Here is a 19,002-nt window from a genome sequence, read left to right as displayed (position 1 = left end):
AGAGAACGTCAATAGTTTGTTAAATAGTACATATAAACCAATGCCACGTCTTCGCTCGATTATTTCCCTAGTTTTAGTCCTAGTTACTACCCTGCTGGTTAGTTGCAGTGGTCCCCAAGCAACTATCCCCACCGTCTATAGTCCCCAAAAAATCGAACAGTTACAGGTTTACATCCAACCCATAGAAGGATTTCGCCAAAAAATGAGCGTTTTGCAAGACCTCATCGCTGACAAAAATTGGGTAGATACTCGCACCTATATCCACGGCCCTTTGGGGCAATTGCGTCAGGAAATGGTAGGATTATCCCGTAATTTACTGCCCAAAGACCAAGAAAAAGCCAAGCAGTTAGCGAAAAATCTTTTCGTTCACTTTGAACGTATCGATGCGGCAGCCAAAGAAAAAGATGCTAGTCTTGCTGCTAATCAATTCCAAGAAGCATTAAAAGACTTCGATGCTTTCTTAAATATTGTTCCTAGTTAGTTTGTATCAGTGATCGGTGATCGGTGATCACCGATCGGGCCGCAGCTAAAAAACCGATAAGTGCTATTTTGGTTTAGTTTGGACGCTGATCGGGCCATTAACCATGGTTTGACAGGCTAAACGATAATTTTCGGGTTTTTTCTTCAGACAGCGCTGCTCAAAGTCGGTTTTGACCGAGAGATTTTCCATTCCCTCGACAATTGCCACTATACAAGTACCGCACTGACCGTAACCGCCACAATTCATCAATTTACCGCTAAAAGTGTAGATATCAACGCCATTCTGGACTGCTTTCTCTCGTAAATTCGCTCCATCTGCCGCTACCACGATCTTATTCTCTTTGACGAAGTTGATGTTACCCATGACTGTATTACCCTAAATTTTTGCAAATTAATATTAAAAAATATTAAATTTTTTTGATTGTAACATTTTTGGCTCGCTCTTCTAAATATTCGGCGATGGCAATAGCGATCGCTTTTTTACCGATAAATTTCCCCAGTGCCGCTTTTGTGACCAAATAAGCCACCTGTTCCCCTTGATCGCCCTTTTCCTCACCCCTATTAGCAATGACCGCCTGATAGCCCTTTTCTAGGCGTTTGCGGGCGATTTCCAGTAACTCCTCCTGACTGACTCCCTCCTGATACTTGAAAGTCACCATCTCTAAATCGGGAAAATTTTCTCTCACCTTGTCAATCACTTTTTCCGTCGGCACAAAATTAAGATTTAACTGCCCTCCACTGGGAATCTTACCAGAAAAAGGGCTTTCTAAGCGATAATCTGCCACTGCCGCCGAAAAAATCCCAAATTTATAATCTTTACTCTCTAATTCTCCCATAACCTTCCCTAGATACTCGTCATAAGTTTCAATAATTTCATGGGGTAAATAAGCGGGGGGTGTATAGCTGCCCCGTCCGTGGATTAACTGCACCTTTGCCCCGCGCAGGTATAATTCTTCTGCAATAGCGGCCCCTAATTGTCCAGTAAAACGATTGGTTAAACGACGAATATTATCGATAATCACGGGTGTGGGTCCACCGGTGACTAAAATCGGCCTATTTTTCAGGACAGAATTACTGAGAATCCCACAGGCTGCCACGGTGATCTCTTTTTCCCCGGGGAGATTGTGCTTACCGTAATCATCCCGGGGTGGCATAATCTCGACTCCCAAGCGATCGAGAGTTTGCAAAGATTCGCTCAGAATAGCATTATGTAAACTGCCGTGCATGGTGGGGACGAGCAGAATTTTAGTTTTTCCCTTTTCCAGTCGTCCCAAGGCCGAGGCCAAGCATGAAGTGATCACTCCGTCAGCGATTCCGTAACGAAACTTATTAATCGTGTTATAGGTAGCAGGGGCGACTAAATAAAGATCAAAGGGAGATTGATCGCTTAAATGTTCTGCTTTTGCCGTTAATTGACTAACTACGGGATTAAGCGTACTCCATTCCAAAGCTTCCTTAGTGACGTATCTTAAAGCTTCTTCCGAGACAAAAGCCACGACTGTGGCCCCGAATTTCCGCAAAGATCGGGCAATTAGCGGCGCTTTCATGGCCGCAATCCCTCCTGTCACCAGTAAAGCAATCCTTTTACCCCAGAGATGATGATTTTCTAAGGGTACTTCGCGATCGCCTAAGTCCGAATCCGTGGGAGGGGAGAAATTCCAAGTCATAAATTTGGGGAAATGGGGGAATGGGGGAATGGGGGAATGGGGGAATGGGGAAATGGGGAAATGGGGGAATTCAACTAAAAAACCCCAAAACCCCAAAACCCTAAAATCTCAATACCCAACACCTTCTAACTGATAACTGATAACTGATCACTGATAACTGATTCGGTTATCCCTATTCAAGATTTGTCTATCCCTGACCGATAAACTGGTTATGCTAGTAAATAAAGGGTTGCTTCGGTGTTCTTATGATTGACAAAATTTTAACTAAAGTTCGATCGCTTGCCAAGCCGTTATTAGTTCTAGGATTAGTGACAACGCTGATTTTCGGTTCTATTCCCAGTGCTTTAGCGGCATCGGGGGGTAGAATGGGTGGCGGTAGTTTTCGCGCCCCTAGTCGCAGTATTAGCCCTTCTAGAGGTGGTGGTTACAGTTCCCCGGGTTACGGTGGAGGTATTGGTTTTCCCTTCCTCTTACCCTTCTTTTGGGGTGGTGGTGGCGGTGGCTTAATTTCTCTGTTAATCTTTTTTGCTATTGCCAATTTCCTCGTTAATGCTTTCCGTAATGGTGGAGGCAGTGATGAGAATGGTATGACGATAGAATCCGGTTATGAAACCGTCTCCGTGGCTAAAGTACAGGTGGGTTTGTTGGCTAATGCCCGTTATCTGCAACAAGAATTAAATCAAATCGCCCTAACTGTCGATACTAGCACCTCCGAGGGACGAGTCGAAGTCTTACAAGAATCGGCCCTCGCCCTGTTACGTCATCCAGAATACTGGGTTTATGGTAACGTCGATTGCCAACAAACCAGCCTCAGCAGTGCAGAAGCGAAGTTTAATCAGTGGTCTCTTAACGAACGCGGTAAACTAACGGCGGAAACCTTAACTAATTACAATAATCAACTGCGTCAAGGTTCTCAAGAAAATATTTTACCCGAATCGGCTGGGGAATTAGCTAAAAGCGCACCGGAAGGCTATATTTTGGTGACTATTTTAGCCGGCATTGTTGGTAAATTTTCTCTAGCCAAAATTAATGATTCCCAAGACTTGAAACAAGCCCTGCAACAAATTGGTAGTATGGGAGGCGATCGACTTTTAGCAGTAGAAGTGATTTGGACCCCCCAAAGCGAGGGTGATATTCTCAGTCAAGATGACATTCTCGCCAATTATCCCGATCTGAAATTAGTGTAATTTGTCGGGGAATAACTCTAGATATTGGCTAAAATCTCCCTTATTACGGGGAGATTTTTTGATTAGGGTTTGCTAAAAAAATCAATTGGCCGGTGATGGGGTGAGTTTCGTAGGTTAGTCCCTCGGAAGGAAACCTAACAACTCCACCGATTATGGCTAAATCCTGTTAAAAGGCATAGAAGAGCAGGGAGCAGCGAAAAACAATTCATAACTTGGCAGTCAATCATACTATTAAAAACCGATTTGGTAAGTACCTAAGCAAAATTAATTACACATCTAAGCCACTACTCCGTCAGACTTCTGGTGTGAGGAAACAGTGAACTGAAAACTCAAATCCGATCCCTAATAGCTGTCTCCCGTCTCCCGTCTCGGAGTCTCCTGTCTCGACTAGGAAATTAATTTTGCACGACTACTTATTAGACATCTCCAAAATTCAGGCTAGATTGAGGTTAATTGCTGGAGATGTCAATGTACTGCAAGGGAATCAGGAACCGCCCAAGATCCATTGGGTCGCTACCTCAGTCTCCCCCCAAGGGAACTGCCTGACTTCAGCTGAGACAAAGTGGGAAGCCAGACTTTCGATGAGTTTAACCAGAGTGGAATCAGTCACCACTGCAACTTTACTGACGTACTTGTGATGGTCGCGTATGAGCTGGAAATGGGCGACCAAGGCACCAAAACTATCCCAACCAGTGAACTCGGGAACTTCAATGATCACGCCAGCAAGGCCACCAGTGGCTTCAATGTGGGGATCCACTGCCTCCGCAATCTTGACAAAATCTTCTGCCGCAAGTGCAGATGTAGGTCGCATACAGAGAATGCTATGCGCCGCGTCTAAATTATAATCTATCATAGTTTGCCTCTCCCAAATGGTCGAAGTCTAACTCTATGCTATCACAAATAGACGGTTTCACCAGAATTACTAGACGAGCTATAACCTCGACATTATGGAAGACGATATTAAGCATGAGAAGCGGTAAAACAGTGGAAAACACCAGAAACTCCTTACTTCTGTGAATCACTGTCTTATGGCGAAAGGAGAAACAGCAGTCTAGAAAAGAGTTCTGGTATTATTTATAGACATCGCCGCGAGGTTTAATAGTTGTAATGACCTATAGATTGTTATCTCTATCTTCAAAAAATCACACTCGATATTTATCTACTCGCAATCTTAGTTCATCTCTTCCGTAAAGGGGTTTAGTATCTAATTTTGTAGAATCCGAAATCAAAGTATCTAAAGCTTCAAGAATAGGAATTTGATCATTTTTAGGCATCCTTTCTAAGGAGCGTTCTGCTTGTCTGAGTAGAATATAATTAGCCAAGTCTATCTCCAAATAATTTGTATTTTAATTCTGTTGAAGTGATTCCAGTATCTCGACTGGAAGGAAGAGCCAATATTTTCCTAAAAACGGCGGGTTTTATCGATTCCGTAGAGGATTCCCGTCACCACGGAAGAGAGAATTAATAACAAAATTAATCCTCCGGGTAAAAAGGATAATATTCCCATGCCGCGTAATACATAAACTAACACAGTCACCAATAGGAAACCGAAAAAAAGAGACTTTAAATAACTAGAATTTGAGCGCATTTACTTAGATTAACAGGTCTTCTTGAGTTAAGTTTAACTTTTCGGCAATCATTGCTAGGATTTTTTCTTCCCTTTTTCCGTTACTGATAGATTCCAGTAACCGGCGATTGAGAATAATTTTTTCCCCGTTGGATAAGATTAAAATAATCCCTCGGTAATTAGACCCTAAAAAGCCATTGTAATCTTCTATCTTTGCCTCAACAATTCTCTTTAGAAGATAATCGCTTTCACTTCTAAAAATTAAATGTTGTCGCCTACGGGTTAGGGTGGCGGTACCCTGATTAAAGACATAACTCTCCCAATAGCTGGCATCATAAAATAACAATAGACCAGAGAATAAGCATAACATACCCCAGAGATAATAGGGATAATTATGATGCTGTTCTAGCAGTGCTGACAAGGTATCTAGGGGACTTTTGGAAATAATTTCCCGAGCTTGATATCTATTCACAAAATTCTCAAATCGAGTTTTAAAATCACTAGCTGACTGCACATCTAGAAAATTCTCGATGTAGAGATGGTTATTTCTTCCGACCAATAAAACCGCGTTATTAACAGTTTTTTCCTGCTCAACACTGATAAAAACTTCCTGATAGACAGCCGTAGCTTTAATGTGAGTTAAAGAAAAATTTTCCCGACTAGAAATAGGAAAATTATACTCTTGGACATATTGACAATCTATCCTTTTTGTACCTAACCGAATGCAGTCGAGATAAGCGCGCTGGGAAAAAACTACATAGGCTAAAAACAGAAAAGGAAACCCAGCCAGAAAAAAACCCAGAAAAGGACGATATTTAGGAGCTTTATTCTCTAATAAGAGTGTAGTCAGCGTTTTTTGCTTAACTCGCATAGGAAACCCTACAGGTACTTTGTTCTAATTGTACTACAGCCTTTCGGCATCCTTCTCAGGATCGATTTATTTAATCTGCTGACCGGGAAAATTGTAATGATTATTCACGAAAATCTGACATCGGTCTCTAGACTGGCTCTATCTTGACCTTTTTTATCTGGATTTGGCACGGTAAAACCCTGTTTATCGAGTTTTTGTAAAGCTTTGGCGGTTTTTTGTTTATTGTTTGCATTTAAATTAAATATATAAATAAAACTGTTTTTATAAGTTTTTGTCGATTTCAGAGACTTTATAGGCTGTAAAAAATTGTTAATCTAATTTTTAAGCTTTTATTCTCACTCTAGCTATAGCAGATAAAAATTGAGCCTCTTGCCAAGGGGTGGGGAGATGGTCAATAATTGCGATCAAAGCACTGATAAACAAACTCACCATTCAAGCGTACATTTAGGAGAACTTCCATGCCTTTAACACTCGCAGTCTACGGAAAAGGTGGCATCGGTAAATCGACAACAAGCTGTAATATTTCGGCTGCTTTAGCCAAAAGAGGCAAAAAAGTCCTACAAATAGGCTGTGACCCCAAGCATGATAGCACTTTCACCCTGACAGGCTTTCTTATTCCCACAATCATCGATACCCTACAAGAAAAAGATTTTCACTACGAAGACATCTGGCCCGAAGACGTTATCTATGAAGGTTACGGTGGAGTCAAATGCGTAGAAGCGGGAGGCCCCCCGGCCGGTGCTGGTTGTGGCGGTTACGTCGTCGGGGAGACGGTGAAATTATTAAAAGAATTGAACGCTTTTGATGAATTTGACGTGATTTTGTTTGATGTTTTGGGGGATGTAGTCTGTGGAGGATTTGCCGCACCCTTAAATTACGCCGATTACTGCATAATTGTCACAGATAACGGCTTTGATGCTCTTTTTGCCGCCAATCGCATCGCCGCTTCCGTCCGGGAAAAAGCGCGCACCCATCCCCTGCGACTAGCCGGATTAATTGGTAATCGCACCTCAAAACGCGATTTAATTAATAAATATGTGGATCATGTTCCCATGCCAGTGTTAGAAGTTTTACCCTTAATTGAAGATATTCGCGTCTCCAGAGTTAAAGGTCAAACTCTCTTTGAAATGGCCGACAAAGATCCGATGTTAAGTTACGTTTGTGACTATTATCTCAACATTGCCGATCAGATTTTAGCCAAACCAGAAGGAGTTATTCCCAAAGAATCTGCCGACCGGGAATTATTCACTTTATTATCGGATTTCTATCTTAATGCTGATAAACCCAAAGTTAACGCCGAGGCGGAATTAGATCTAATGATGGTTTAGATTATTTTGTCGGGTGGGTTAGGGACAGCGTAACCCACCAATAACCACCAATAAACTCTTTTTCTGGTTGGGTTACGGCGAATAATTAACTTATTAGTTAATAGACTAACCTTATCGTCACTTAACCCACCCTACCCACGAAGTTTTATCGAGGACTTGATAATGATCATTTTTTCCTCTCATTGGGAATTCTAATAGGGAAAACATCATTATTTAGCCAAGGGGACAAAATGAGCAACTTTGAGGAATTAAAAGCCAGCTTACCGCGGCGATGGTTAGATTACTACCAAAATAATCAAGCTTGGATTAAGTCTTTAATGGATTCTAGAGGCTGGTGGCGAAAAACTCCCGACGGTGGTAAACGTCCCAGTGCTGACATAATTATAGCGGCAGCAACAGCTTTAGAACCTAAGTTATCAGTGTGGATGTATCCCTTTTGTCAACTTAGTTCCGATGGGGACAAACTGGTAGAAGTCTTAGGACTAAATTTTGATTCTGAAAAAAAGGAGTTGGAAAAATCGGAAAAAGAATTACTGATTTCTAATTCGCACACTGAATATCTCAACGGATTCCGAGAAAAACAATTATCAGTCGAAAAAAACAAAGTAATTATTTTTGAGGAATTGCTAAAAATCTTACCAGATAAATGGTTAGATTACTACCAAAACAATCAACCGTGGATTAAGTCTTTAATGGATTCTAAAGATTCGTGGCGAAAAACTCCCGACGGTGGTAAACGTCCTAGTGCTGACATCATTATAGGTGCAATGACCGTTTTAGAATCTCAATTATCAGTGTGGATGTATCCCTTTTGTCAGCTTAGTTCCGATGGAAACAAACTTCTAGAAGTTTTAGGATTAAATTTTGATCCTGAGAAAAAACGACTAGAAAAGAAAGAAAGAGAATTAAGTAATTCTTTATATCCTACTGAGGATCCTGTACTGCAAAAAATCCGCCAAGAGTTACAACAAGAAAACCTAAATAAACCAAGTTAAAGGAGAACCAAAAAACATGACTGCCACTCAAGAACCGAGCGCTTTACAATTTGATTGTGAAACCGGCAACTATCACACCTTTTGTCCGATTAGCTGTGTTGCTTGGTTATACCAAAAAATCGAAGATAGTTTCTTCCTTGTTATCGGCACAAAAACCTGTGGTTACTTCCTGCAAAATGCTATGGGGGTGATGATTTTCGCCGAACCACGTTATGCTATGGCCGAATTAGAAGAAGGGGATATTTCCGCTCAACTAAAAGACTACGAAGAACTAAAACGCCTCTGCTTACAAATTAAACGAGATAGAAACCCTAGCGTTATCGTTTTTATTGGTACTTGTACCACCGAAATTATCAAAATGGACTTAGAAGGATTAGCACCGAAACTAGAGTCAGAAATCGGTATTCCTATCGTGACAGCACGCGCTAATGGTTTAGATTATGCCTTTACCCAAGGCGAAGATACCGTCCTCGCTTCCATGGTGCATAAATGTCCCGAAAAAGTTAAGCATGAAGATGAAAAAGAAGAACGGAATGCCATCCAGAAACTCTTAACTTTTGGACGTAAAAAAGAAGAAATTAAACAGGAAGAATCGGAATATAAAGACCATCATCCTTTAGTTTTATTTGGTTCTGTTCCCGACCCAATTGTGACTAATTTAACCCTAGAATTAAAAAAACAAGGAATTAAAATAGATGGTTGGTTGCCGGCCAAACGTTTTACTGAATTACCGGTAATTGAAGAAGGTTATTATGTGGCTGGTGTCAATCCTTTTCTATCACGAACTGCCACCACTTTAATGCGTCGTCGTAAGTGTAAATTAATTGGCGCACCCTTTCCCATCGGTCCGGATGGAACCCGCGCTTGGATAGAAAAAATCTGTTCGGTTTTGGGAGTACAACCGCAGGGATTAGAAGAAAGAGAGGCAAAAATTTGGGAAAGTTTAGAGGATTATCTGCAACTTGTGCGCGGTAAATCGGTCTTCTTTATGGGGGATAATTTACTAGAAATTTCTCTGGCACGTTTCCTAATTCGCTGTGGGATGACTTGTGATGAAATCGGTATTCCCTACATGGATAAACGCTACCAAGCGGCCGAATTAGCATTACTAGAAAAAACCTGTAATGATATGGGTGTCCCCATCCCGAAAATTATTGAAAAACCTGATAACTACAATCAGATTCAGCGCATTTACGAGTTAAAACCTGATTTAGTAATTACAGGAATGGCCCATGCAAATCCCTTAGAAGCGCGGGGAATTAACACTAAATGGTCGGTAGAATTTACTTTTGCTCAAATTCATGGTTTTACCAATGCGCGAGATATTTTAGAGTTAGCTACCCGTCCCCTGCGTCGCAACAATAACCTCAAGGAATTGGGTTGGGATAAGTTAGTTAAAGAGTCAGCAAAAGTGTAATTCTGTTGTCAAAAGTGTACAATCATCAGGTAAGGAAAATCAATTCCTTACCTTTTTTCTGTATTTAGTTCACTTCAATGTCCAATAACTTATCTCACCAAAAACCCTATCATCTCAACTTTAGCAGTGAGGATTTAGGCACAGTAAAACCGACTATCACCCTATTATCGGGGGAACCAGAACGCTCGCGCTATATTGCTGAAACTTATTTACAAAATGCACGTTTACTATCGGATTATCGCGGATTAAATAGTTATCTTGGCTATCTAGATAATTCTACCCCAATTCTTCTGGCTACCAGTGGCATGGGTGCGCCATCTTTGAGTATTGTGGTTAATGAATTAATACAGGTGGGAATTAAAACTATTATTCGTATCGGTACTTGTGGCGCAATTCAAAATAGAATAAAAATCGGTGATATTATTATCTCGCAAGCGGCTTTATGTAGGCAAGGTGCAGCTAATGATATTGCTCCTCCGGAATATCCCGCAGTGGCGGATCCTTTTTTGACAGTTGCTCTAGTCAAATCGGCTCAATTTTTGGGAGTAAATTATCATGTAGGTATTACCGCTTCTGTGGATAGTTTTTATGAAGGACAGGAAAGAATCCTGTCTTCTGCTAACCCTTATCTTCAGCGTCACTTAGAGGGAATTACGGAAGAATATCGACGTTTAAATATTCTCAATTATGAAATGGAAGCGGGAACTTTATTTAAAATGGCGGGGGTTTATGGATTTACTGCCGCTTGTATTTGTGCTGTGATTGCCGAAAGAAGCAAAGAGGAAGGGATTAGTTTAGAAAGCAAACAACAGGCTATCGAAAAAGCGATTCAGGTGGCAATATTGACCGTTAGCAACCTCTCCCCATCCTCAATTGATTAATGTTCAGAAATCATCTTCATTAAGACTTCCTCTTTTTCCTGACTTTCGGGATAACAGGAGATAAGTTTAGCGCGTAATTCCTGGGACAAAATAATTGATCGCCTTGTATAATTAGGGTACATTAATTTGCTCAAAAAAGTGTATTTTTTGGCGAATATGTAATAATTTTTGACAAAAGTAAATTCTCACCCCAAAAAATTCGCTTATTCTTAGTCTTCTAAGCTAATTTTGACCGGATTAACTTGTCATCGGTAAAGTCAAAACCTTTAGCGACGAGACGATTATAAGGTGAGATAATGGGAAAAAATTGGTTTTAGCTTTAAGAATCATATTATGTCAGACGCAACGCAGTTAACACCGGAAAAAATTGCTCAGTACCGTATTCAATTTGCGGACAATGAGAACGCTTTAATTGCACTTGATGTTATTGAGGAATGGGAGGGAGATTTAGCAGATGCTGCTGAGTCTATTGCCACTCGTAACGGGATTGAAGGGGTAGAAGATAATGCTGATTTTCGTTGGTTTGTTATTGTTCTTAATAAATGTCGGGATTCTATTTGTCAACCGAAGTTGCGAGAAAAATATTTACCCGCACTTATCCCTACTTTAACAGGTATTATTGTAGGATATTTGATGTGTCCTCCGCAAGTCGCGGGAATTTTATCTGCTATAGTTGCTGTTTATATTCAGGATCAAGGACTGGATAAATTTTGTCAAAATTATCCTGATTCTTAAATCAAAGTGATCCCCCCCAACACCCCTTAAAAAGGGGGGAGAATACCTCAACTTAATTGTATTCTCAAGGAACAATAGATTAAACTCCTGTTGCGATAAATGCCGTCCAATAATAGGGATTGGCAAAGGGATAGGGTTCACGTTTAACCGCAGCTTCTAATAAGTCTTGGAATTTTCTTCTATCCCGTTTACTTTCAAAGACTCGATCAAGTAATTGCTGGAATTTTTGACTATTTTTAATTCTGGCTAATTTTTTACTGTTCAATGTTCTTAACCAAGTTTGAGTATGATTTAAAACAATAGCGATACTTCCTTCATCTCGGATAGAAATTCGTTTAAGATCGTGATAAAATTTAGTCATAAATAACGTAGTTGCTAGGGGATCTACTGTCCAAAGGGTACTAACTACACTAGAACTACCTGCAAATAGAAAACCACTCGGTAAACCTACATATTCATCACTAATACTATTAGCATTACTTTCGATTATACCACTTTCATCACAAAACAAAGTTGCTAAACGGCATTGTCTTAAATCAAATTTTTCAAAGACTTCTGCTAGGGTTAGGTTAGCTGATTCTCCTAAGTTACCATCTGGATCTGCTAACATTAAAGCGGAATCTCTAGGGGATTCATTATCAAATTTACCATGACAAGAAAAGTGAATACAATGAGATGCTTGTAATTCTTGACGACGGTTTTCTAGAGTTTGTTCTGATGCTTCTGATTCACCAATAATAATAGTTTTTTCAGCAGCAAATCCTTGACTAATTCTCTCGATTTCTAGATTTGCTCCTAAGAGAGGTTTTAGGTCTTTTCTGGTGGGATTTTTAATAGCAAAAAGACGATCAAATTTTTCACGCCGTGATGATTTTACCAGTTTTAAAAGTTGGCAATTGGGAACGTATCCTACACCATCAGAAAAGCGTTGATAAAGAAATTGTCCATTTTTTAGGGGTAAACAATGAAGGGGAATAATATGTAAAAACCAATGGGGAATTAGGATGAGACGATCGCAGGATTTAGGAATCAGTTCTAAAAGTTCATCAATGTGGAGAATTTCTGACAGTTGATTTAAACAAGAATTAAGATTTTTAATCCACTCGGTTTTATTATTTTCATAAGCGTCACGATAATCTTTAATAAAATCAATCAATTTTCCTCGATCTTCTGCTGAAGATTGCCAAACTTTAACCCCTTTTACCTCACTATTCCCCCCTTTTGAAGGGGGGTTAGGGGGGATCAAACCTTTTGAAGGGGGGTTAGGGGGGATCAAACCCTCATTAGTAACAATAAACGCCATAATACTATCCCCTGCAATATACCATTCTAAGATGGCAGTATCTTGATCAATTAAGGATTGAATGTCACTTAGAGGAATGCTTTCAACCTTTTGAGTTAAGCTAAAAGTGGGGTCTATGGTGGTTATTTCACGGTCAATGAGTTGATTTAATTCTTGTTTTAATTGATTGAGGTGAGTATAGTCATTTAAGATGGGTTGTTTTTGTTCATCTAGGGTTAAAATTCCTCCCCGATTGCGGGTTTGTTCTTGGATGGCTAACCGTTGTTCTTCCCCAATAATGGCACGACGGAGGCGATCTAATTCGGTAATAATAGTTTGGGGGATATTACCTTTAGGATAGATATCTCGATCGGTAAGCAATTGGACTAGATAGCGGTTTTTACTACGTTCAACGTATTCTAAGGCGCGATCTGGTTGATTGAGGTTGAGATAGGATTTAACAATGCCATGATAAACATCCATTGCATCGGAGAGGATTTCTTGTTGTCGTTGGGGGTTTAATGCTTCTAGTAGGGTTATTTCTGACGCTTCGATGGCTAAATTGTAGCCTTTGATAGCGGTTTCCCAGTCTTCGATTAGGTTAGCAGCATTCCCTAAGTTTCGTCCTGTTTGTAAACAGTCTATAGGATAAGCAGTCGGGGTTATTACTTCTAAAGACTGGTTTAAAGCAACAATAGCTAACTCTAAATTTTCTGCCTTTTCCCCTCTGATACGATCACTATAAGCATTGCCCAGATTATTTTGTGTCATTGCCCATTCATAAGGAAAGCTATCGCGGGTATATACTTCTAATGACAGGTTATAAGCAACAATAGCTAACTCTAAATTTTCTGCCTTTTCCCCTCTGATACGATCACTATAAGCATTGCCCAGATTATTTTGTGTCATTGCCCATTCATAAGGAAAGCTATCACGGGTATATACTTCTAATGACAGGTTATAAGCAACAATAGCTAACTCTAAATTATCCGCTCTTTCCTCTCTGATGCGCTTATTATAAGCATTCCCCAGATTATTTTGTGTTCCTGCCCATTGTTCAGGAAAGCTATCACGAGTATATACTTCTAATGACAGGTTATAAGCAACAATAGCTAACTCTAAATTTTCTGCCTTTTCCCCTCTGATACGATCACTATAAGCATTGCCCAGATTATTTTGTGTCATTGCCCATTGTTCAGGAAAGCTATCACGAGTATATACTTCTAATGACAGGTTATAAGCAACAATAGCTAACTCTAAATTTTCTGCCTTTTCCCCTCTGATACGATCACTATAAGCATTGCCCAGATTATTTTGTGTCATTGCCCATTGTTCAGGAAAGCTATCACGGGTATATACTTCTAAAGACTGGTTATAAGCAACAATAGCTAACTCTAAATTATCCGCTCTTTCCCCTCTGATGCGATTACTATAAGCAACCCCCAGATTATTTTGTGTCATTGCCCATTCAGAAGGAAAGCTATCACGGGTATATACTTCTAAAGCAGAATTAAAACAAGAGATCGCCCTTTCTAAATTATCAGCTTTACTGCCTTGATTCTTGTCAAGATAAACATTACCTAAACTATTTTGAATTTTAGCCCATTTTTGAGAAAAATTTTGCTCAGAATAAACATTCAAAACCTGTTGATAAATTGTTTCTGCTTCCTCATATTTCTTTAATTTCTTATATACATAACCCAAGGTCTCAAGAGTGGCTACTTTTGTCGGTTCTAATGATGTTATTTGATTACTTAAATTCCAAGCTTCTAGCAAAGATTCTTCCGCTTTTTGTAACTCTCCTCTACGGTAATAAGCAACCCCTAATTGCTGTAAAGTTGTTATCATCATAGATATATTTTTTTCTGCTGAATACTCTGCAAATAATCTAGTTAATAGATCAATTCTTGCTTGAGTTTCTGATACTCCATCTCGTTCAAGAACCCGAGCAAAATTCACAAATTGACGATCAATATTTTTTTCTTCTGGTAGAGATTCAAACTTAAAAATACCTGATTTCCAAGCCCAAAAATCAGGGGCAAATCTAGCAAATCTAGTAATAGTATCGTTTTGTAAACAAAATAATATGGGATAAGGAACATCATAAGTAAAAGCGTCTCTAACAAAATTGAGATTTTGTAAAATAGGGGGATAATCCTTAAATCCGATAGAATTTTCTAATCCTTTGATAATTAACACTTGCTTTTTATCTTCTAAAGGGGGATTTTTAGATAAATAGTTTAAAATTTCATCTAATAAAAAACGCACCTGAGAATCATCTATATTTAAAACAATAAATTGTATATTTTGACATTGAGAATTATTCATTAAACTCTCAACTATCCAGTTAGCTTCCTCATTGCGGTTAACTTCAATAAAGCCAATAGTTAATCCTTCGGCAAAATCAATAAAAGTTAGTAACTCAGCTAATCTCTGCTGATTTTTTACTAAAAATAAACGATGATTAGAAATAGAGAAAGATTTAGTTTCTAACATTTTTTAATACCTTTTTAAAAGCTTGAATAGATTCAACAACTGGATTGATATAGTTCCATCTATCATTACCATTATATTCTAAGGCAGAAGTATTAAATAACATAAGTTGTCCAATTTGATTGTTATTAATTTCCTTGTTTAAATAGACATTTACTAAATGAGTATAATGCTCATCAGGAATGACTCTTTCAAAATCAAATTGTACTTGTTTAATGGCAGTTTGTACGTCTTCACTATCAATTTTAGAGCCGCCTTTTGCATTTGCTGAAGTAATAGCAGTTCTCATCATTTGCATTAGTTGTCTAACATGACCGCCACTAGCTTTAGCTAAACTTAATAAATCATCGTAATTAGCAAAAATATCCTGAACATTAACCCTAACTTCAATTAATTTAGCAACAGCTTTTAAGGCTTCTTCTTGATAGTCTAAATCGGGCTTATTTCTTTGTAAATTGTAGATATTGATCATCGGGACAATATTAGAGTTCTCGAAAAAATTATTGACTTTTTTAGCTGAATAGATTGTAGAAATTGGCACAGTATAAATAATATTGCATCCCAAGGCTTGTAACTGTGCTGCATAATCGAAAAATAAATGATCGCCTACTTCTGGTGTTACTCGATCTAAATTGTCGAATATTACTAAAAATCCTTGATATTGAGGAAATTTTTGCTGTAATTTTCTAAACCCATCATCTAGTAAAAAATTTACATCAGCTTGTAAGCGAGAAATATCTTGTTCCAAGGTTTGACGAATTGTTTTTTTACGTTTATCAGACCCTTTAATTTGTGCTAATAATTTCACTAATAATTTAGCTACAAAAGGAATAGGAAAGGGAGAGGAACTAACATCTAAAGTTCCCGACATACTCACAGACTTCTCAACGGTTTCCTCTGTTTCTTCTGTGATATCTTTAAACCAAGCTTCAAAATTACCCAGAAGTTCATCATCAAACTTAATTCCTCGTTGTCTGAGTTCATATTCAATTTGCTTAATTAATACTAAATATAAGTCTATATAACGCGCATCTTCAATGTCAATTTCCCGATCAGCTTCTAAATAAATAATAAAATATTTTTCTTGCCATCTTTCCTGAATTCGCCTTAATTCTGTGCTTTTTCCACAGCCACGATGACCTGTAAATAAAATTGTTGTAAATTTTTCAGGTTCTTGAAATTCAAGAATTGTATCAACTTGACCTATAGCTTTGGTATTGCGAACTTTTGATAAATCAACATAATATCGTTTCATAGCTTCACCCCTTAGAGGATCAAGATTACAAACTCGGTAAGCTTCTTTGAGATTTTTGGCAAGATTAGTTTTGGTCATAGTCATTGAACAATATTATCTGAATAATCATAATTAATTATATTATAGCTTTTCAAAAAATACAATCTCCCTAAATCCAGTATCAGGGGGAACGCATCTTATTTTTGAAAGGTAGGCTGGATAAGGGTTTTCGAGATCATGGTTGATTTTTTCTGAAACGCTGAAAGTCTTATTAGATAAGGAATCTAGAATTTAGATGCGTTTGCCCTAAATCCAGTATTGACCAGTCGAAGGGTGAGAAACTGCCCCAACTGTTGCGCTATATTCCGTAACCAAGCCGCAGGATTATGATTTCCTCGTTGTTCTAACCATGTTGCATAGTTTTCCATCACCTGCAAAAATTCGGGATCAATCAATTCCTGATTTGCTTGCAGAATATTAGTTCGTTCCTCATCATCAGTACAAGCGAGCAACTGTTTAATTAAATTAATATATGCTTGGGCGCGTTGTTCATTCATTGTCTGTACTGTGATTAGAATGATTGAATGAGGGACTATGATGTTTTTTGGCGGATGACTCTATGATAGGATGAGTCCCCTTGATATAGGGCGATTATGACACAGAATGCTATAGAGGATATTAACTATAAACGCTCAAACTCATCAACCCTTAATCCCGCTTGCCTTAAAATACTGCTAATTGTACCGATTGTTACCTCCTTATAACAGGGAACAATCGTTGTCATTTTTCCTTCGGGAGTATCCTTGGCAAACTTAACATGACTCCCCTTTTGACTAATAACTTCAAACCCTGCCGCTTCCAACTTGCGTTTAATCTCACGATAAGATAAAGGCTTAAGCGGCATTGATTTCTACCTCTATCTTCTGTAATCGGGGAATAACTGTTGCACAAGGCGGTTCAAAATGTAATTCTAAAGCCTCTTGCAGATTGTTTAACGCCTCGGTTTCTGTTTCCCCTTGACTAGCAACATCAACCTCTAAACATTGGGCAACAAACCAATTATCTTCTTGAAAAATTCTCGCTGTAAGTACCTGTCTCATTTTCACTTTCCTGATTGAGCTTTCCATGATTATAGGTCAGGCTAGAATGACAGTCAATTAAATAATCATATAGATCATGCTTTAGACTTCTACATAAGTAGTCGTGCAAAATTAATTTCTTGGTTAGGATAGGCACTCATGCAAGAGGCAAAAGGCAAAAGCTTTATCGAAATGTGTAATCAATTTTGCTTAGGTACTTAACAAGATTCTATACTTTATATCCCGTAACCAAGCCGCAGGAGTATTATTTCCTTGTTCTTCTAACCCTGTTGCATAGTTTTCCATCATTGTCTGTACTGTGATTGATGTGATTATGTGATGGACTGTGATTTTTTTTTGAGAGACCAACCCTATGATATATAGCGTTTCCTGTTCGCAAGAGGTACATTGTCGATGGTGAAAAGTTTAATCAGCAAAGGTTTCACTGTGCCACACAGGTGTGAGAAACGCTATAATGTGATACAATAAATATTCGTGATTGTCTAGGACAAAGGATAACCTAGTCATAGTTTATCGTTCAATTATTCTAATCATAGTTTAGACATTATTAAGGAGAAAGACTATGGACATCACCATCCATCTTAGCCAAGAACAAAGGGAAAAACTCGCCTACATCCAACAACATAGCGATCAGGATATCACTACCCTGCTCAATCAAGTTATTGAGCAACAATATACCAAACTACACCCGCGCAACTCAGATTCCCTTAAAGTGCTGAAAGAAAGCGGTTTTATTGGGTGTGGACAAGGTTCGCCCGATCTTTCTACTAATTATAAAACCATCCTGAAGGAAGAATGGTCAGCCAAACATGATTATAGTTGATACAGGCTTCTGGTTGGCTCTCGCCAATGAGCAAGATAATCATCATCAGCAAGCACAGCTTGTAATTCAAAGATTGCGAGAACCCCTAATAACAACCTGGTGTGTTGTCACCGAAACTTGTTACCTTTTGCTAACTCGTCTCGGTAATCATGCTCAACTGCTATTTATTCAAAATTTCTTAGCAGGTGGTTTTGAAGTATTTGAATTACAATCAAATCATGTTAGACGAATGGAACAACTCATAGACCGTTATGAAGATATACCAATGGATCTAGCTGATGCTTCATTAGTAGTATTAGCTGAAAACTTAGGACACGGGAGAATTTTAACGTCAGATCGCCGCGATTTTTCAATCTATCGCTGGCAGGATAACCATACTTTTCAAAATTTATTCTTAGAATATCCTTAGTAATTGGGAATCAAATGAATAGGATTTTTGTGATTGTGTGATTGTCTAAAAACAATCTAATCATAGTCGATCATTTAATCACTCTCAATCATAGTTTAGACGGTATTGTAATTAAGGATTACCGGAAATAACAAACCTACCCACTGCCACTAAAAACCCTCCTACCGCCGTAATTAAAATACCAATTAATGTCCAAATTTGAGCCTGTTGTGAACCTTTAATTGCCTTAACATCTTGCTTCAGGTTATCGATTTCCACCTTTAATACCCGTCTTTCCCCCTTAGCTTCTGTTAACTCAATTTTGATGTCTGTAACATCTTTTTGTAAATTCTCTAATTTGTGATTAATTTGAGCTAAAATTTCCCCTAGGTTTTGTTCAATTATTACTGACATTTATATTTTTCCTCATAATCAAAAAGCTCCCCGAATCATTCACCCTAAAACTCAAAAGTGTTGACCCAGTTTTTGGATAGCAAAAAATAATAAATTTCATCCTTTTCACAAAGCATTTTGGGGGCGACGGTTCCAGAATT

Annotated in this window: 23 protein-coding genes; 9 read left to right on the top strand and 14 right to left on the bottom strand. The window is 38.6% G+C overall.

What is annotated here, in order from left to right; all coding sequences use genetic code 11:
• Nucleotides 1-40: 40 nt before the first annotated feature.
• Complete coding sequence (gene psbQ / locus ACQY1X_RS18430; RefSeq protein WP_002737745.1) at nt 41-481, top strand: photosystem II protein PsbQ; 441 nt, start codon at nt 41-43, stop codon at nt 479-481.
• A 63-nt stretch (nt 482-544) separates the two neighbouring features.
• On the opposite strand, the gene ACQY1X_RS18425 is transcribed toward psbQ, so the two are convergent.
• The gene (locus tag ACQY1X_RS18425) at nt 545-844 is read right to left on the bottom strand and encodes a 2Fe-2S iron-sulfur cluster-binding protein (RefSeq protein ID WP_430013303.1); all 300 of its coding nucleotides are present in this window, start codon (nt 842-844) and stop codon (nt 545-547) included.
• A gap of 43 nt (nt 845-887) precedes the next feature.
• Nucleotides 888-2,177 (bottom strand): phosphopantothenoylcysteine decarboxylase, encoded by a 1,290-nt coding sequence (locus ACQY1X_RS18420; protein WP_430015747.1) that lies wholly within the window; start codon nt 2,175-2,177, stop codon nt 888-890.
• Between the two features lie 215 nt (nt 2,178-2,392).
• On the opposite strand from ACQY1X_RS18420, the gene ACQY1X_RS18415 reads away from it, so the two are divergent.
• A complete protein-coding gene (locus ACQY1X_RS18415; RefSeq protein WP_130756245.1) occupies nt 2,393-3,334 on the top strand; it encodes a DUF1517 domain-containing protein in 942 nt (313 codons plus the stop codon).
• A gap of 484 nt (nt 3,335-3,818) precedes the next feature.
• Here ACQY1X_RS18415 and ACQY1X_RS18410 read toward each other — a convergent pair whose 3' ends face one another.
• The 5 genes from ACQY1X_RS18410 to ACQY1X_RS18390 all read right to left on the bottom strand — a co-directional run bounded on the left by ACQY1X_RS18410 (nt 3,819) and on the right by ACQY1X_RS18390 (nt 5,772).
• Entirely contained in the window at nt 3,819-4,187 is a 369-nt protein-coding gene (locus ACQY1X_RS18410; RefSeq protein ID WP_002738247.1) for an STAS/SEC14 domain-containing protein, read from the bottom strand.
• Nucleotides 4,174-4,356: a hypothetical protein gene (locus ACQY1X_RS18405; protein WP_002790980.1), complete on the bottom strand. Its 183-nt coding sequence runs from the start codon at nt 4,354-4,356 to the stop codon at nt 4,174-4,176. The genes ACQY1X_RS18410 and ACQY1X_RS18405 overlap by 14 nt, the downstream gene beginning before the upstream one ends.
• A gap of 120 nt (nt 4,357-4,476) precedes the next feature.
• On the bottom strand, nt 4,477-4,656 hold the full coding sequence (locus ACQY1X_RS18400) for a type II toxin-antitoxin system RelE family toxin (protein WP_430014987.1): 180 nt from the start codon (nt 4,654-4,656) through the stop codon (nt 4,477-4,479).
• 80 nt (nt 4,657-4,736) lie between these two features.
• Nucleotides 4,737-4,922 carry a hypothetical protein gene (locus ACQY1X_RS18395; protein WP_002766362.1) on the bottom strand — a complete coding sequence of 62 codons (186 nt, stop codon included), beginning with the start codon at nt 4,920-4,922 and terminating at the stop codon, nt 4,737-4,739.
• Nucleotides 4,923-4,926: 4 nt separating this feature from the next.
• Nucleotides 4,927-5,772 (bottom strand): hypothetical protein, encoded by an 846-nt coding sequence (locus ACQY1X_RS18390; protein WP_002751527.1) that lies wholly within the window; start codon nt 5,770-5,772, stop codon nt 4,927-4,929.
• A 458-nt stretch (nt 5,773-6,230) separates the two neighbouring features.
• Here ACQY1X_RS18390 and bchL point away from each other — a divergent pair, with 458 nt between their 5' ends.
• From bchL to ACQY1X_RS18370, 4 genes are all read left to right on the top strand, one after another.
• Nucleotides 6,231-7,100: a ferredoxin:protochlorophyllide reductase (ATP-dependent) iron-sulfur ATP-binding protein gene (bchL, locus tag ACQY1X_RS18385; RefSeq protein WP_002735653.1), complete on the top strand. Its 870-nt coding sequence runs from the start codon at nt 6,231-6,233 to the stop codon at nt 7,098-7,100.
• A gap of 230 nt (nt 7,101-7,330) precedes the next feature.
• Nucleotides 7,331-8,095 (top strand): DUF5331 domain-containing protein, encoded by a 765-nt coding sequence (locus tag ACQY1X_RS18380; RefSeq protein ID WP_430014986.1) that lies wholly within the window; start codon nt 7,331-7,333, stop codon nt 8,093-8,095.
• Between the two features lie 16 nt (nt 8,096-8,111).
• Nucleotides 8,112-9,512, top strand: a complete 1,401-nt coding sequence (locus tag ACQY1X_RS18375; RefSeq protein ID WP_002773285.1) for a ferredoxin:protochlorophyllide reductase (ATP-dependent) subunit N — start codon at nt 8,112-8,114, stop codon at nt 9,510-9,512.
• 77 nt (nt 9,513-9,589) lie between these two features.
• Nucleotides 9,590-10,393, top strand: coding sequence for a nucleoside phosphorylase (locus ACQY1X_RS18370; protein ID WP_430013299.1), 804 nt, complete (start codon nt 9,590-9,592; stop codon nt 10,391-10,393).
• On the opposite strand, the gene ACQY1X_RS18365 is transcribed toward ACQY1X_RS18370, so the two are convergent.
• Nucleotides 10,390-10,515, bottom strand: coding sequence for a hypothetical protein (locus ACQY1X_RS18365; protein ID WP_256377565.1), 126 nt, complete (start codon nt 10,513-10,515; stop codon nt 10,390-10,392). The two genes, ACQY1X_RS18370 and ACQY1X_RS18365, sit on opposite strands and share 4 nt — an antisense overlap.
• A gap of 211 nt (nt 10,516-10,726) precedes the next feature.
• Between ACQY1X_RS18365 and ACQY1X_RS18360 the strand changes: the two genes are divergently transcribed.
• Nucleotides 10,727-11,128, top strand: coding sequence for a hypothetical protein (locus ACQY1X_RS18360; protein ID WP_008206040.1), 402 nt, complete (start codon nt 10,727-10,729; stop codon nt 11,126-11,128).
• A 79-nt stretch (nt 11,129-11,207) separates the two neighbouring features.
• Here the strand turns inward: ACQY1X_RS18360 and ACQY1X_RS18355 are convergent, their stop codons facing one another.
• The 5 genes from ACQY1X_RS18355 to ACQY1X_RS18335 all read right to left on the bottom strand — a co-directional run bounded on the left by ACQY1X_RS18355 (nt 11,208) and on the right by ACQY1X_RS18335 (nt 17,237).
• Nucleotides 11,208-14,906 (bottom strand): CHAT domain-containing protein, encoded by a 3,699-nt coding sequence (locus ACQY1X_RS18355; RefSeq protein WP_430013298.1) that lies wholly within the window; start codon nt 14,904-14,906, stop codon nt 11,208-11,210.
• Nucleotides 14,893-16,242: an AAA family ATPase gene (locus tag ACQY1X_RS18350; RefSeq protein ID WP_002800942.1), complete on the bottom strand. Its 1,350-nt coding sequence runs from the start codon at nt 16,240-16,242 to the stop codon at nt 14,893-14,895. Before ACQY1X_RS18350 ends, ACQY1X_RS18355 begins: the two co-directional genes overlap by 14 nt.
• A gap of 179 nt (nt 16,243-16,421) precedes the next feature.
• Nucleotides 16,422-16,694 carry a hypothetical protein gene (locus tag ACQY1X_RS18345; protein WP_430013297.1) on the bottom strand — a complete coding sequence of 91 codons (273 nt, stop codon included), beginning with the start codon at nt 16,692-16,694 and terminating at the stop codon, nt 16,422-16,424.
• 125 nt (nt 16,695-16,819) lie between these two features.
• Nucleotides 16,820-17,041: a type II toxin-antitoxin system HicA family toxin gene (locus ACQY1X_RS18340; protein WP_002800940.1), complete on the bottom strand. Its 222-nt coding sequence runs from the start codon at nt 17,039-17,041 to the stop codon at nt 16,820-16,822.
• On the bottom strand, nt 17,031-17,237 hold the full coding sequence (locus ACQY1X_RS18335) for a type II toxin-antitoxin system HicB family antitoxin (RefSeq protein WP_002740815.1): 207 nt from the start codon (nt 17,235-17,237) through the stop codon (nt 17,031-17,033). Before ACQY1X_RS18335 ends, ACQY1X_RS18340 begins: the two co-directional genes overlap by 11 nt.
• A 562-nt stretch (nt 17,238-17,799) precedes the next feature.
• Here ACQY1X_RS18335 and ACQY1X_RS18330 point away from each other — a divergent pair.
• Together ACQY1X_RS18330 and ACQY1X_RS18325 are read left to right on the top strand one after the other, a co-directional pair.
• Entirely contained in the window at nt 17,800-18,060 is a 261-nt protein-coding gene (locus tag ACQY1X_RS18330; protein ID WP_002740817.1) for a hypothetical protein, read from the top strand.
• A complete protein-coding gene (locus ACQY1X_RS18325) occupies nt 18,047-18,469 on the top strand; it encodes a type II toxin-antitoxin system VapC family toxin (protein ID WP_002740818.1) in 423 nt (140 codons plus the stop codon). The genes ACQY1X_RS18330 and ACQY1X_RS18325 overlap by 14 nt, the downstream gene beginning before the upstream one ends.
• Nucleotides 18,470-18,580: 111 nt before the next feature.
• On the opposite strand, the gene ACQY1X_RS18320 is transcribed toward ACQY1X_RS18325, so the two are convergent.
• Nucleotides 18,581-18,862, bottom strand: coding sequence for a hemolysin XhlA family protein (locus ACQY1X_RS18320; protein ID WP_430013296.1), 282 nt, complete (start codon nt 18,860-18,862; stop codon nt 18,581-18,583).
• Between the last annotated feature and the right edge of the window lie 140 nt (nt 18,863-19,002).

The organism is Microcystis protocystis FBCC-A270, from assembly GCF_050500235.1.
GTDB classification, from domain to species: domain Bacteria; phylum Cyanobacteriota; class Cyanobacteriia; order Cyanobacteriales; family Microcystaceae; genus Microcystis; species Microcystis ichthyoblabe_A.
This window is presented reverse-complemented; position numbering and strand designations above follow the sequence as displayed.